Raw genomic sequence first — 13,853 nt, 5'->3', positions numbered from 1 at the left:
AGAGGATGATTCGTTTTGGGGGTGCCGAATGTCATATCAACAATACGGAATAAGCCCAGATCTTGTTGAACGAGTGAAATTCAAGCTGAAAAATCCGGCAACTAAAGAGCAAGTCAAGATGATCCTTCATGGCGTAACGAAATACGACTTGCAGGACCGGTTGAAAGTAAAACGGCTCATCGGCCAAATGTCCAAAGTATTGAACGAACGGTTATCGGATCAAATGGAGGAAAATATCGTCCAATTTGTCATTGCGCTGAAAATTGACCCGAACAATACGTTTCATCTGATTAAGCTATGGAATATGTTCCGATAATATTCGGCAAGAACCCGTTAGGCGTTGGCCTAACGGGTTTTTTGCGCGCGAGCTCCTATATAAGGATTCCGATTAGGCCCATGGAAAGCGGGAGAAACATTACCTTCATAAAGACGCCCAAAACAGCGAACGATAGTAGCGCAACATAAAAAAGCAACTGAGAGGAGTTCGTTATGAAGAAATTAACGTCCGCCGCTTGTGCTCTTGCGCTTACTTTGTCGTTTGGTTCCGCAGCTTCGGCCACGACCGCTACGACGACACCAAGTACGACGACGCCGAGTGCTACAACCTACGATCAAAGCCAGTACAGCCCGCCTAGCGGTCTTCGTCCATATTCCGGTTACACGGACGGAACATATGGACCCATGGGCACTCGTACGTACCAAGGGACTTCCGGCACTTCTTATTCACCTACTCCGTCCAGTACGTACGGTACTACGGGCACAACCGGCACTTACGGCACAACAGGCACAACAGGCACTTACGGTACAACCGGTACGACAGGCACGACAATGAGGCCGTATTCCGTAAATCCGACGTACCGTTCCACGGCTTACCGTACAACGGACACAACAACGACAACCGGCAACAGATGGGGTTGGGGCTGGCTTGGACTGCTTGGCTTGTTCGGTCTGTTCGGCATGCGCGGCAGAAACCGGGAAACCGATGATGCCAGATAATCGTCGTTAATTGCGGGAAATGCCCCATATCCGTCAAGGATGTGGGGCATACTAGCGTTACGCGGCAATCGGATGCAAGAAAATCGGGCGAACCGGGAGATACGTTAACGTGAGCGAACGCATTTTAATCATCGAGGATGAGGCAAAGATCGCACGGGTGCTGCAGCTGGAGCTTGAGCACGAAGGCTACACGGTTGGCTGGGCCAAGGATGGACGCGAAGGACTCGAGCTTGCAATGGAACAGCAATGGGATATCGTTCTGCTCGATATCATGCTGCCCAAGCTGAACGGAATCGAGGTGCTGCGCAGAATCCGCCAAAGCAATCAAGATATTCCCGTTATTCTTCTTACCGCTCGTGACACGGTACCCGATAAAGTAAGCGGGTTCGAGCACGGAGCTAACGATTATGTCACAAAACCTTTTGCGATTGAGGAATTGCTCGCTCGGATTCGTAACTTGCTCCGCATTTTCCAGCAAAAGGATCAAGATTCGAGTTCCGTTATACGCATCGACGATCTTGAGATCAATGAGGCGTCCCGAGAGGTGCAGCGCGACGGAACGGCGATCGAGCTGACGCCCAAAGAGTTCGATCTGCTTAATTATTTGGCCAAGAACAAAAACAATGTGAATTCGCGTGAACAGATTTTATCCGATGTGTGGGGGTACGAGTTCATCGGCGATACCAATGTGATCGACGTATATATTCGATATCTGCGTCAAAAAATCGATAGCGGCCGCAAACGTAAGCTCATTCATACAAGCCGCGGCGTCGGTTATATTTTGAAGGAACCGGAGATGTAAAGTGATGAGCTTAAAGCACAAACTGATCTTATTCTCCGTTACGTGGCTTGTATTGATTCTCATTTTGTTTAATATTTTCGTCTACATGATCTTCATTAAAATTACGAGCGAATCCGAAGTGCAGCTGCTGATCTCCCGTGCCAACGAATTGTTGGAGGATGAGCGGCTTCTTTACGTCGAGCTATGGAAAACTAGGCCCGATCAGCTGAACCAATACTTGCGCGGAAACGAATTGATCCGGATTGTCAGCCCAAGCGGGAAAGTGGTTCACGAAGCCTACAATGACGAGATTGTCGGTCAGAAGGCGGTCATTTATTACGATCGTTTTCACTCCGACCTGATCTCCTCGGGAACGGAATGGCTTGTCTACGTCCAAATGCCGATCATGAAAAACAGCAAGCAAATCGGGATGCTCGAAATCGGCCATCGGCTGAGTCTGCTGCAAAATTATTTAAAAATATTAATATTCGCCTTAACGATTACAAGTGTCGGAGGTTTGATCCTGTCGGTCATCGGCGGATATATGTATACCTCCTATTTGGTTCGGCCGATCCATCGAATTATTATTACGATGAAGGAAATCCAAAAAAGCGGAGATTTCCGCAAAATCGAGTTCGAATCGAAGTCGAAGAGGGACGAGCTGGTCGTGCTTGTTACCGCATTCAACCAAATGATCGAACGGCTGGAGCACAATTTTTATCAGCAAAAACATTTTGTCGCCGATGCTTCACATGAATTAAAAACGCCGCTCACGATCATCGAAAGTTATGCCAGCATATTAAAACGATGGGGCGGCAAAGACGCCAAAATCCGCGAGGAGGCGGTCGAAGCGATTTACTCCGAAGCGATGCGGCTCAAGCAGCTAACCCAATCGCTGTTGCTGCTCGCTAGTGCCGAGCAGGAGCAGTGGATCAAGCCGGAGCGATTCGAGCTTGTTTCGGCGGTACGCGAAACGGCGGTGCTGCTCGAGCAGACGTTCCAGCGGCGTATTGACGTGCAGGCCGACCCCGAAACGATCGAAATGACTTCCGACCGTGAAAAGATCAAACAAGTCGTCATAATTTTACTGGACAATGCGATCAAATACAGTAAAATCGAAATTACGGTTCGCGTCAAGGAATCACGCAACAACGTGAAGATCGAAGTGATCGATCGGGGAATCGGAATTCCGCCCGAGCATATTCCGCTATTGTTCGAGCGATTCCATCGCGTGGATAAAGCGCGTAACCGGTCAACGGGCGGAGCCGGACTCGGATTGTCCATCGCCCAAAGCATCGTCCGGCATCTCAACGGTGACATCGCCGTATTCAGCGAGCTGCATAAAGGAACGACGATGACGGTACATTTGCAGAAGCATATGGACTCGATTTGAAAAAAGCCTATAATAGAAGGATGGAAGGGGGATTACCATGAAACTTCGCGTTTCCGCAGTGCAATATGAGCTGCAAACGATTCAAAGCTTCGAACAATTCGCAGATCAGGTCACCCATTATATGAAAACGGCAGCCGAATTCGACGTCGATTTTGTACTGTTTCCCGAATTTTTGACGACCCAGTTGCTGTCGATCGGCGACGAGCAAGGCCGTGCGCTGCCGATCGAGCGTCTGCCTGATTTTACGCAGCGATACCGTGACTTGTTCTCGTCCTTGGCGAAGCAAATGAATGTACATATTATCGGAGGCACCCATGTCATCGAACGGGAAGGCAAGCTGTACAATACGGCGCATTTGTTTTACCCCGACGGTCGGATTGCCGAGCAGCCGAAGCTTCACATAACGCCAACCGAAGTGAAGGAATGGAATATGAAGCAGGGTGACGGTCTGACAGTGTTCGAAACTGACAAAGGCACGATCGCGATGCTGACCTGCTACGATATCGAATTTCCGGAAATCGTCCGGATGGCTAAGGCGAAAGGCGCGGACATCATCTTCTGCCCATCGTGCACGGACGACCGGCATGGCTTTCACCGCGTTCGTTATTGCTGTCACGCCCGCGCGGTTGAAAATCAAGTGTATATCGTTACGACCGGAACGGTCGGAAGCTTGCGAACGGTTGATTTTATGCGAGCCAATTACGGTCAAGCGGCCGTTATTTCGCCGAACGACATTCCGTTTCCGCCTGCGGGCATCGTAGTCGAAGGGGTCATTAACGACGATATGATCGTCACGGCCGACCTGGATTTGCAGTTATTGTACAAAGTACGCGAAAGCGGTTCAGTTACGACGTGGCGCGACCGCCGCACAGACTTGTACACAGACTGGTAATCCGCCTATAAACATTCGTGTCAGGGGGCAGGCCATGTACAAGCAGCTCTACGTAAACGACGGCGAACGCCAGGCGTTAGCGACGATACGCAGGTATTGCGCGGCGGACTTCGATCAGTTGATTCGCGTCCAACAGCTGAGCTTTCCACCCCCGTTTCCTTCGGAGCTATGGTGGAATAAGGAACAGCTAACCCAGCATATCACATTGTTTCCCGAAGGCGCCCTGTGCGTCGAAATCTACGGGAGTATCGTCGGATCGATGACCTCTTTACTCGTTCGTTACGATAACGGTCGTTCCGATCATTCGTGGGAAGCCGTCACCGACCGAGGCTACATAAAGGCAAGCCACGATCCGAACGGCGATACTTTATATGTCGTCGATATCTGTGTCGCCCCGGCATACCGCAAATACGGACTAGGCAAATGGCTCATGCAATCGATGTATGAAACCGTCGTACACCTCGGCCTGAGCAGGCTCCTGGGCGGCGGAAGAATGCCGGGATATTCCAGGGTTTCGGCGGAGATGACCGCGGAGCAATATTTGAGCGAGGTTGTGGCAGGCATTCGGAAAGATCCGGTGATCACTTTTTTGCTTCGCTGCGGACGTACCCCGGTGGGCGTCGTCGAAAACTATTTAGAAGATGAAGAATCTTGCCATTTCGGTGCATTAATGGAATGGCGAAATCCTTTTCAAAGGAGTGTTGAATGATGGAATACATAAGAATCAGTCATATTGATAGCCCTTATTTTGCCCAAATGCATAAGTTGATGGGATCCATTTTCCCGCCGGAGGAGGTACTGGATTACCCGCTTTGGAAGGAGCCGCTCGAAGATCCGTCCATTCATGTGTATGTCGCCGTGCTGAACGGCGAAGTCGTCGGCGCGACGGAGTATCGCTATTATGAAGATTTTAATGTCGCCATGACCGACTTTACGATTATCGGCCATTCGGGACTCGGCATCGGCCGGTTCTTGCTCAAGCAGCGGGAAGCGGATCTTCAAGCGATGGCTCAAAAAGCGGGCAAGCAGCTGTTCGGCATGTTCGCCGAAATTTATGACCCGTTCCGCTCCGAAGTGGGCGAGCACCAATTCGGCGGCGTGACGCCGATGAATCCTTACGTGCGGCGCGAGGTACTGTCGCATATCGGCTACCGCAAGCTCGATTTCCCTTATGTTCACCCGTCCTGGGACAATGATGGCGTAGCGGTGGAAGGATTGGATCTATGTTTCCTTCCTTATGACGAGACGACGGCCGAACTGTCGAGCGAGCTGGTAGTCAGCTTTTTGACTAGGTATTATTCGGTACTGCCGAACAAGCCAGCGAAATGGCTCGATATGGTAGAAGCGTTAAAGCAGCGTTCAACGGTCGCTTTGCTGCCTTTGTAACCAAAATAGAATTTATAAGTTTTCCGCAGATATCGCAGTGGATTGGGGGAGCGGGATGCAAGGGACTCAAAAGACGCTGCATACGGTAACGTTTATGGGAACGGGCGATTCGATGGGCGTGCCGCGGGTATACTGCGATTGTTCCGTCTGCGAGGAAGCTCGTACAAGCGGGAATAACCGCAGATATCGATCATCCGTCCGAATCGACGGATGCGAGGAAGGCAGCCTGTTCATCGACTGCGGTCCCGATTGGGTGAAGCAAATGGAGATGCAGCAGCTTCGGTTCGCTCCACATATAATCATCACCCACGCCCATCACGATCACATCGGCGGTTTGCCGGAATGGGCGGATGCTTGCCGTTGGTTAAAATGCCAAGGGCAAGCGTACGCGCCGCAAGAAGTAATCGACATTTGCCTAGAGCGTTATCCATGGATTGCGAACCATATCGCGTTTCGCCCGAACGACGACGGAATGTCCTTCGGCACCTGGCGGATTACGCCGTGGAAGGTTTGCCATGGCAAAAACGGCTATTCGTATGCCTATCGATTCGACGGCGGCGATGGTCAAGCTTGGGCTTATTGTTCCGATGCGATCCGGCTGTCGGAAGAGGAGAAACGGCCGCTGCACGGTCTCGATCTGCTCATACTGGGTACGAATTTTTATCGCGAGCCTTATGAAGCGCATACCCGTTCCGTTTACGACATGGTGGAGGCGCTGGAACTCATCGGGGAGCTGAGGCCGAAACAAACGGTGTTTACGCATCTGTCGCATGATATCGATTTAGCCCGGAATTACGCCCTGCCGGATCGCGTATTGTTGGCAAAAACGGGCATGAAGCTGCTTCTCGACTCGGATTCATGCAGGGATTGACATTTTACGGCGATTGTTCTAACATAATGTTATCCGAATACAAAGGGGAAGTTTTGATGTCTGAGGTTGTTCTTAACTAAATCAATTTCATATCGTTAACGGCAAGGAAGCGTGAGAGTTGGCTTGTACTCTGTACAGTGCCTCTATTTTCTTATGTACTTCAAGCGGTTAACGGAAATTAGTTAAGAACAACGGTAAATCAAAACGCCAAATGAACCTGATCCGATCTGGCTCTGGAACCGTGCGCTTGCTGCACGGTTTTTTTAATCTAAGCTCGATAGGTTCGGCCTGTCTCTAAGGAGATGGTCTGACCATATTGACGCAAGGTTAAGAGCCGCGGATGCACGGAATAAGTGTATCCGCAAGATCGGCGACTCGCGCATGCGAGCAGGAGATCATCCATAAGGGCAGATGATGAACGATTACGTTCGCATCTGCTCTTTTTTGTATGAAGAAAAAGAAGGAGGAATCCAAGCGTGAAGATGGAAACGATGAACCGGTTGGAATTTGAAACGATGAAAGAGCATTTACATCGATTTGCGATGTCTCACCTGGGGAGAGCTGCGATCGAGCAGCTTGAGCCGTCGGTGGATAAGCGCGCTATCGAACGTTTGCTGGACGAAGCGGAGGAGGCGGTCAAAGTGATTGAGCACGGATCCAGCGTGCCGATTCCTTCGCTCGAAGGCGTCGAGCCAGTCGTTCAAATGTTAGGCAAAGGATATATGCTGTCGGAGCATGACCTGATGCTGATCTCGAGGCTAATCGAAAGCACGAGGCAGCTCAAGCGGTATATGTTGAGCAAGGAAACGGTCGCGCCGCGCGTAAGCGCTTATGCGACATCGCTGCATGACCTGAAGGAGCTTAAGCAAGAGCTTGATCGCTGTATCCAGCACGGGAAAATCGCCGATCAGGCCAGTTCGGAGCTTGCGAAAATCCGCAAAAAAATCGTCGTGGCCGAAGAGCGGATCAAGAAAAAGCTGGACGGCGCCATGAGCCGGTATAAGGCGTATTTGCAAGAGCATATCGTCAGCATGCGCGGCGAACGGTACGTGCTCGCGGTCAAGAAGGAGTACCGCAAGCAAGTGAACGGCAGCGTGCTTGACGAATCGTCGAGCGGGCAGACGGTTTTTATCGAACCGGCCGACATTGCGCCGCATCAGGCGGAATTAGCCGAGCAGCGGATGGAGGAGGCGCGGGAGGAGGCGATTATTCTCGGCGAGCTGACCGAGTTGACGGAACGCTACAGCCATGAAATCGGGATCAACCTCGAGACGATCGGCCATTACGACTTTTTGTTCGCTAAAGCGAAGTACGCAAGGTCGATAAACGGACGCAAGGTGGCCTTAAATGAACAAGGACATATCCGGTTGGTCCAGGCAAAGCACCCTCTCCTCGGTGCAGCGATGGTGCCTCTGGATTGCACGGTCGGACACGGGTACCGCTCGCTGATCATTACAGGACCGAATACGGGAGGAAAAACGGTTTGCCTCAAAACGATCGGACTTCTCACGATGATGGCGCAGTCCGGGCTGCTGGTGCCTGTAAAGGAAGGGAGCGTTTTGGCCGTCTACCGCCACGTGCTTGCCGATATCGGCGACGGGCAGAGCCTCGCGCAATCGCTCAGCACGTTTTCGTCGCACATTACAAACGTCAAGCGCATTCTGGACCTCGCCGGTCCGTCAACGCTAGTTCTGCTTGACGAGCTGGCGACCGGAACGGATCCGGGCGAAGGCATCGGCCTTTCGATCGCGGTGCTGGAGGAGTTGTACGATCGCGGCTCGACGGTCGTGGCGACGACACACTATAACGAGATCAAGGATTTTGCCTCCCGGACAACAGGCTTCCGGAATGCAAGGATGGAGTTCGACACGGAAACTCTGCGTCCGCTATATCGCCTGACGATCGGGGAAGCGGGCAGCAGCTATGCGTTTTATATCGCGAAGAAGCTGGGCATTCCGGAATCGATCATCGAGCGCTCGAAGCAAATTACAGCAGCCTCGCGGGCTCAGCTTCCCGATACAGTTGCAGCTGAAGGGGCGCGGAAGAAGGGGGAAGGCGTTTCGGAGATGCCGATGGAAATGGAAGGCTCGCCGGATCTGAAGGTCGAAGAGCCGCCGGCAGCCGCGCCACCCCAACAATCCGCGAATGCCGCGGAAGCCGATAATGAGCGTCAAGAACGTCCGCGGCGGCTCGAAGTCGGCGATTGCGTCTGGATCAGCTCGCTGAAGCGGACGGGGATATTGCAGGAACTTCCTGATGCTAGAGGAAATGCGCTTGTTCTGATTCAGAAAGAAAAAGTGCGCATCAACATCAAACGGCTCTCCCTATATATCGAGCGGAAACAGCTTTATCCAGGCGAGGATTACGACATGGACATCGTGTTCGAGTCCAAGGACGTACGCAAGAAGCGCAAGCTGATGAGCCGGAAATACGTGAAGGACATCACGATCGTTCATCCAGCCGATGAATAACCGTCGACTTTTTTAAACGAGCAAGCTTTCTTCCTGCAATTCCGTTTGTACATGCTACTGCTTGTTCATATGTGTCATATAATACGCCTTGCGGAACTCCGTGGGCGTTATTTTTTCGTATTTTTTGAACAGCCGCATAAAATATTTCTCATCCGCAATGCCTACCGCGTAGGCGATCTCTTTAACGCTTTGTCGCGTATGCGCGAGCAAATCCTTCGCTTTCGACAGCTTTAAGGCGTGAATGTACGCTTGCAAATTCATCCCCGTTTTCCTTTTGAAAAACCGCGATAAATAATCTTTATTGTAATTGAACTTATCGGCAAGCGCCGATACGCTGATCGGGTTGGTCGCATGGATGCGCACCCATTCCACAATGTTCGCCAAGATGCTATCCGTTTCTTTTTGTACGTTCGCCGCAAGGAAGCTTGATATCGTTTGTTCGGACAGCTCGATGAGAAGCGAAGTAGCCATATACCCGGCCGCTAACCGGGTCGAATAATCGGAATATGCGATGTGAAGCAGTTGATGGAATACAATATTCAACCTTTCGATACTGGACGGCGTTGAAAATATTGGGATATAGATCGACGTATTGATCCGGTGCGATTCGGGATTGGTTTGCAGCATGAAAACTTCTTCGCCGATTTGTTGATCGTCGGCGATATGAACCGAATCGGGGCAAAGAAAATGAAGCCAATAAAAGGAGCTGCCCTTGTCGCTTGCGGCAAATCCTCGATGAACGCGGTTCGGGAGCAGCAGCAAGATGTCGCCAGGCTGAATCTCGAATTTTTCTTCGTCCTGCTGGATGAATATCGTTCCTTTTACGCCGATGATAAGCTCGAAGCTGTCGATCGTTCGCTCGGAATGCGTCCATGGAACATCGGTCACGAATTGACCCGCCGAAACGAATTCGAGCGGCGCGGCAACGTTCGTTTTCAACACTTTCATGCTGTCATCACTTCCTTGCCGTAAGTATCGTACAAGATCACAATAATCTGGATAGTCAGTTTTGTCCACCTAATGTTGTTATTGGACTACCGACAAAGCCGGTAAACCGATGCTATCATTAATGTCAAATTCAACCCATTGGACTTAGGGAGGAACACCACAATGACAAAACGAATGCATGCAATTCCGATACGAAACGTGACGATCGACGATTCTTTTTGGGCGAAACGGCAGCAGCTCGTTCGTGAAACGGTGATTCCGTATCAGTGGGATGCGTTAAACGACGCGATCCCGGATGCGGAGCCGAGCCACACGGTCGAAAATTTCCGCATCGCCGCCGGCGAGCTGAAGGCCGACTATTACGGGCAAGTGTTCCAGGACAGCGATTTGGCCAAATGGCTGGAGGCTGCCGGCTATGCATTATCCATGAAGCGGGACGAGAAGCTCGAAGCGATCGTTGACGGCGTAATCGGCTTGCTGGAGCGGGCTCAGCAGAAGGACGGCTACTTGAACACGTATTTTACGGTCGCGAAGCCCGGGAAAAAGTGGACGAATCTGCGCGACGATCATGAACTGTATTGCGCAGGGCATTTGATCGAGGCGGCGGTCTCCTATTTCGAAGCGACGGGGAAACGCAAGTTTCTCGATGTCATGTGTCGTTACGCCGATCATATGGCGGATGTGTTCGGAACGAAGTCCGGGCAAATCCGCGGTTACGACGGGCATCCGGAAATCGAGCTGGCGCTGGTCAGACTGTACCGTGCAACCGGCAATCGCAGCTATTTGGAGCTAAGCCGTTATTTTATCGAGGAGCGGGGACAAGAGCCGTATTTTTTCGATATCGAGGAATCGCAGCGAACGGAACATCGGGTAGCCAGAAGGAAGGCGGACTATTTTCAAGCGCATTTGCCGGTACGGCAGCAAAAGACGGCCGAAGGCCATTCCGTCCGCGCATTGTATTTGTTCAGCGGGGCAACCGATATTGCCCAAGAATACAATGATCGCGAATTGCTCGAAGTTTGCAAGGAGCTATGGAAAAACGTTACCCGCAAACGAATGTACGTCACCGGGGGCGTCGGCTCCAACGAATATTGGGAATCGTTCACGGTAGACTATGATTTGCCGAACGATCGGGCGTACACGGAGACGTGCGCATCGATCAGTCTGATGTTCTGGGCGAGCCGCATGCTGCAAATCGAAGCGGACCGGGAATACGCCGATGTGATGGAGCGCGTGTTGTACAACGGGATATTAAGCGGCATATCGCTCGACGGCAAAAGCTATTTTTACGTCAACCCGCTGGAAGTATGGCCGTCCGCCTGCGACATTCGCGAAGATTTGCGATCGGTCGCGAGAACTAGACAGTCATGGTTTGGCTGTGCGTGCTGTCCGCCGAACATCGCCCGTTTGATCGCTTCGCTCGGACAATACATTTATTCGTACAACGAACGCGATGACGAATGGTTCGTCCATCTGTACATCGGCGGCAAAGCGCATCAAACGATTGGCGGACAACAGGTGGAATTAACCCAGCAATCCAACTACCCGTGGGATGGTCATATCACGTTTACGGTTTCAGCGGAACAACCGGTTGAATTCACGGTCGTGCTGCGTTTGCCTGGATGGTGCAACGGCGCAACGTTGACGGTGAATGGCGCAGCCGTCGATTTGTCTTCGTGCGTGAACAAAGGTTATGCCAAAGTAAAACGCGTGTGGCAAAACGGCGACCGGATTGAGCTGACTTTGCCGATGGCCGTGGAGAAGGTGCGATCCAACCCGAAGGTGCGCGAAAATGTCGGCAAGCTCGCATTGCAGCGCGGCCCGATCGTCTATTGCCTGGAAGAAGCGGATAACGGCGACAACTTGCGCGACGTGCGCGTTTCACGCTCCGCTGATTTTAAGGCGAATTATGAAGAAGGGTTGCTCGAAGGCGTCGTTGTTCTGGACGGCGGCGCTTGGCGTACCGACGAAGCTTCGTACGACAACGAAAGCTTGTACGCAACCGAGCCGTTCGTCAGCACCCCGGTTCAAATAAGGGCAATCCCCTATTACGCCTGGGCAAACCGGGAGCCGGGTGAAATGCTCGTATGGCTGCATGAGCACAACGAATAAACAAAATCCGAATAACCCCCGGAGGTTGGCGCATCCATCTTCCGGGGGATTCGCTTAAATCCTATGGATGAATACTACTGAATACTCGTTCGTGGTATGATAGATCACAAGAATCGGCAGCTTACACGTTCCGGAGGTGCTCTTTTGTGATCCGCAAGTTTAGGGAGTATACAAGCATTAAAACGATCCGCGGCAAATTTTTTTGGCTGACCACTTCGCTAGTCGTCATTCCGATGGTCATATTAAGCACCATATTTTACAATATTGCAGCCGATAAATTCGGCAGCAGCGCCAAGGAACATGCGCTTGCTTCGCTTCATATGGCCGAGCTCTACATGGATCAAGCAATCAAAGACGTCAACGATTTGTCCAATGTCATATTGGGAAATCAAGAGATGCAAGCCATTTTGGCCGATACGAAAATGGATGACTACACCTATCTCCGCAGCGTCGATAAAATATCCAAAATGATGAACGTTTATACGCAATCGAAGCCGTTTATTACATCGTATTTAATTTACAAAAATAAAGGCAGCGATAATAAACATTTTTTTCGAGGCACCGACTCGATCACGTTCGGTTCCCGAAATGTCATGAGTCTCGATAAGGCGAAAGGCTATTACAGGCAGTTGCTGGCCAATAATACGATATTATGGATCAACAAAGATCCTTTTGGCAATGACAATGAAAGCGCTTATTCGCAACGAATGGTTGTTGGCAAGCTGCTCAAAAAAACGGAAGGCAATTATGACGATCTCGGATTTGTCATGCTGGAAATCGATAAGGATGCCTTTTTTAAAGGTTTGCAATTTTTAAATCCGACGGACCAATCGCAATTATACGTATTGGACGAGCAAGGCGAACTGATGTACCATATGCCCCGGTCGGAAGATCCCGATCGCGAACAGGAAATCGTGGAAAAGCTCCGCCATGGGCGGTTCACGGCCTCTTTAACGAAACAGGAAATTCAATGGGAAGGAAAAAAGTATATTGGAGCAGCGGTCATGAATGAACGAACCGGCTGGAGCATCATTGCGATGATCGAGGACTCGAAGTTGTTCGAGGATGCCAACAATATCGGCAAGATCACGATTCAAATGTTCTTGTTCGTGCTTATTGCCGGCTGGCTGTTCGCGCTTCAGTTCGGCAATTCGATCAGCCGCCCGCTCAGTAAGCTGCGCTCGATGATGGTCGTCAATCAATTCGTACCATCGTCACAAAATTTTAAGTTCAAAGCGAACGATGAAGTCAGTCAGATCGGGGAAAAATTTATACGGATGATGGAGGAAAATCGCGAGCTGAACGATCAAATATTCGATGCTCTGCTCAAACGGAAAGAGGCGGAAATTCAAGTGCTGCAAGCTCAAATCAATCCGCATTTTTTGTACAATACGCTTGAATCGTTGAACGGTTATGCCGTTTCCAACCAACAGCCCGAAATGAGCGAAGTGATCGGTGCGCTTGGTAAATTTTTCCGAATTACATTAAGCCGAGGAAACGATCTGATCACGGTTGCAGACGAGGTGGACCATGTTTCCGCTTATGTGAAGGTACAGCAGTTCCGGTTTAAAGATAAATTCGAATGGATTTGCGAAGTGGATGACATCATGGCATCCTATTTGATGCCTAAGCTGCTGCTGCAGCCCCTCGTGGAAAATGCGATCTATCACGGTTTAAAAGGCAGGTCAAGCCCGGGGATGATCATGCTGTCAGGCGAACTGTCCGAGAAAACGCTCAAATTCAGCGTCAGCGATGACGGACCGGGGATTCCGGATGAACGGTTGCAAGAAATCGCAGATGCCTTATTAGGCGGAGGACCGGGTAAAATTTACGGGTTAAAAAATGTCCATGACCGGATATGCTTGCGTTTCGGCAAGGAATATGGGATTGAAATGACGAGCGAAGTCGGCAAATATACGACGGTTTCGGTGACGATTCCGCTTGTTGAGAGCCATGAACCGCAGAACGAAAGTACGGCTAAAATCTCTTCTGGAGGTGCGTAA

At 50.8% G+C, this 13,853-nt stretch carries 12 protein-coding genes; 11 read left to right on the top strand and 1 reads right to left on the bottom strand.

All coding sequences use genetic code 11. The features are described from left to right. Positions 1 to 28 precede the first annotated feature (28 nt). From AC0LWM_RS07850 to AC0LWM_RS07810, 9 genes are all read left to right on the top strand, one after another. Positions 29 to 316: a stage VI sporulation protein F gene (locus AC0LWM_RS07850; RefSeq protein WP_474674356.1), complete on the top strand. Its 288-nt coding sequence runs from the start codon at positions 29 to 31 to the stop codon at positions 314 to 316. Positions 317 to 489: 173 nt separating this feature from the next. Further along, the gene (locus AC0LWM_RS07845) at positions 490 to 996 is read left to right on the top strand and encodes a WGxxGxxG family protein (protein WP_474674355.1); all 507 of its coding nucleotides are present in this window, start codon (positions 490 to 492) and stop codon (positions 994 to 996) included. Positions 997 to 1,105: 109 nt separating this feature from the next. Further along, positions 1,106 to 1,798 (top strand): response regulator transcription factor, encoded by a 693-nt coding sequence (locus AC0LWM_RS07840; protein ID WP_474674354.1) that lies wholly within the window; start codon positions 1,106 to 1,108, stop codon positions 1,796 to 1,798. Between the two features lie 4 nt (positions 1,799 to 1,802). Then, entirely contained in the window at positions 1,803 to 3,170 is a 1,368-nt protein-coding gene (locus tag AC0LWM_RS07835; RefSeq protein WP_474674353.1) for a sensor histidine kinase, read from the top strand. Between the two features lie 37 nt (positions 3,171 to 3,207). Continuing rightward, positions 3,208 to 4,062 (top strand): carbon-nitrogen hydrolase family protein, encoded by an 855-nt coding sequence (locus tag AC0LWM_RS07830; protein WP_474674352.1) that lies wholly within the window; start codon positions 3,208 to 3,210, stop codon positions 4,060 to 4,062. A gap of 34 nt (positions 4,063 to 4,096) precedes the next feature. Then, entirely contained in the window at positions 4,097 to 4,771 is a 675-nt protein-coding gene (locus AC0LWM_RS07825) for a GNAT family N-acetyltransferase (RefSeq protein WP_474674351.1), read from the top strand. Beyond that, complete coding sequence (locus AC0LWM_RS07820; protein WP_474674350.1) at positions 4,771 to 5,448, top strand: GNAT family N-acetyltransferase; 678 nt, start codon at positions 4,771 to 4,773, stop codon at positions 5,446 to 5,448. Before AC0LWM_RS07825 ends, AC0LWM_RS07820 begins: the two co-directional genes overlap by 1 nt. A gap of 55 nt (positions 5,449 to 5,503) precedes the next feature. Continuing rightward, positions 5,504 to 6,319 (top strand): MBL fold metallo-hydrolase, encoded by an 816-nt coding sequence (locus AC0LWM_RS07815; protein WP_474674349.1) that lies wholly within the window; start codon positions 5,504 to 5,506, stop codon positions 6,317 to 6,319. 476 nt (positions 6,320 to 6,795) lie between these two features. Next, positions 6,796 to 8,790, top strand: a complete 1,995-nt coding sequence (locus tag AC0LWM_RS07810; RefSeq protein ID WP_474674348.1) for an endonuclease MutS2 — start codon at positions 6,796 to 6,798, stop codon at positions 8,788 to 8,790. A gap of 54 nt (positions 8,791 to 8,844) precedes the next feature. On the opposite strand, the gene AC0LWM_RS07805 is transcribed toward AC0LWM_RS07810, so the two are convergent. Beyond that, a complete protein-coding gene (locus AC0LWM_RS07805; RefSeq protein WP_474674347.1) occupies positions 8,845 to 9,738 on the bottom strand; it encodes a helix-turn-helix domain-containing protein in 894 nt (297 codons plus the stop codon). Positions 9,739 to 9,900: 162 nt separating this feature from the next. Here AC0LWM_RS07805 and AC0LWM_RS07800 point away from each other — a divergent pair, with 162 nt between their 5' ends. Together AC0LWM_RS07800 and AC0LWM_RS07795 are read left to right on the top strand one after the other, a co-directional pair. Further along, positions 9,901 to 11,850 (top strand): glycoside hydrolase family 127 protein, encoded by a 1,950-nt coding sequence (locus AC0LWM_RS07800; RefSeq protein WP_474674346.1) that lies wholly within the window; start codon positions 9,901 to 9,903, stop codon positions 11,848 to 11,850. A gap of 146 nt (positions 11,851 to 11,996) precedes the next feature. Continuing rightward, complete coding sequence (locus AC0LWM_RS07795) at positions 11,997 to 13,853, top strand: sensor histidine kinase (RefSeq protein WP_474674345.1); 1,857 nt, start codon at positions 11,997 to 11,999, stop codon at positions 13,851 to 13,853.

This window comes from Paenibacillus sp. sgz302148, assembly GCF_056120465.1.
The sequence above is the reverse complement of the archived record's forward strand: the minus strand, read 5'-3'. Positions and strand labels throughout refer to the sequence as shown.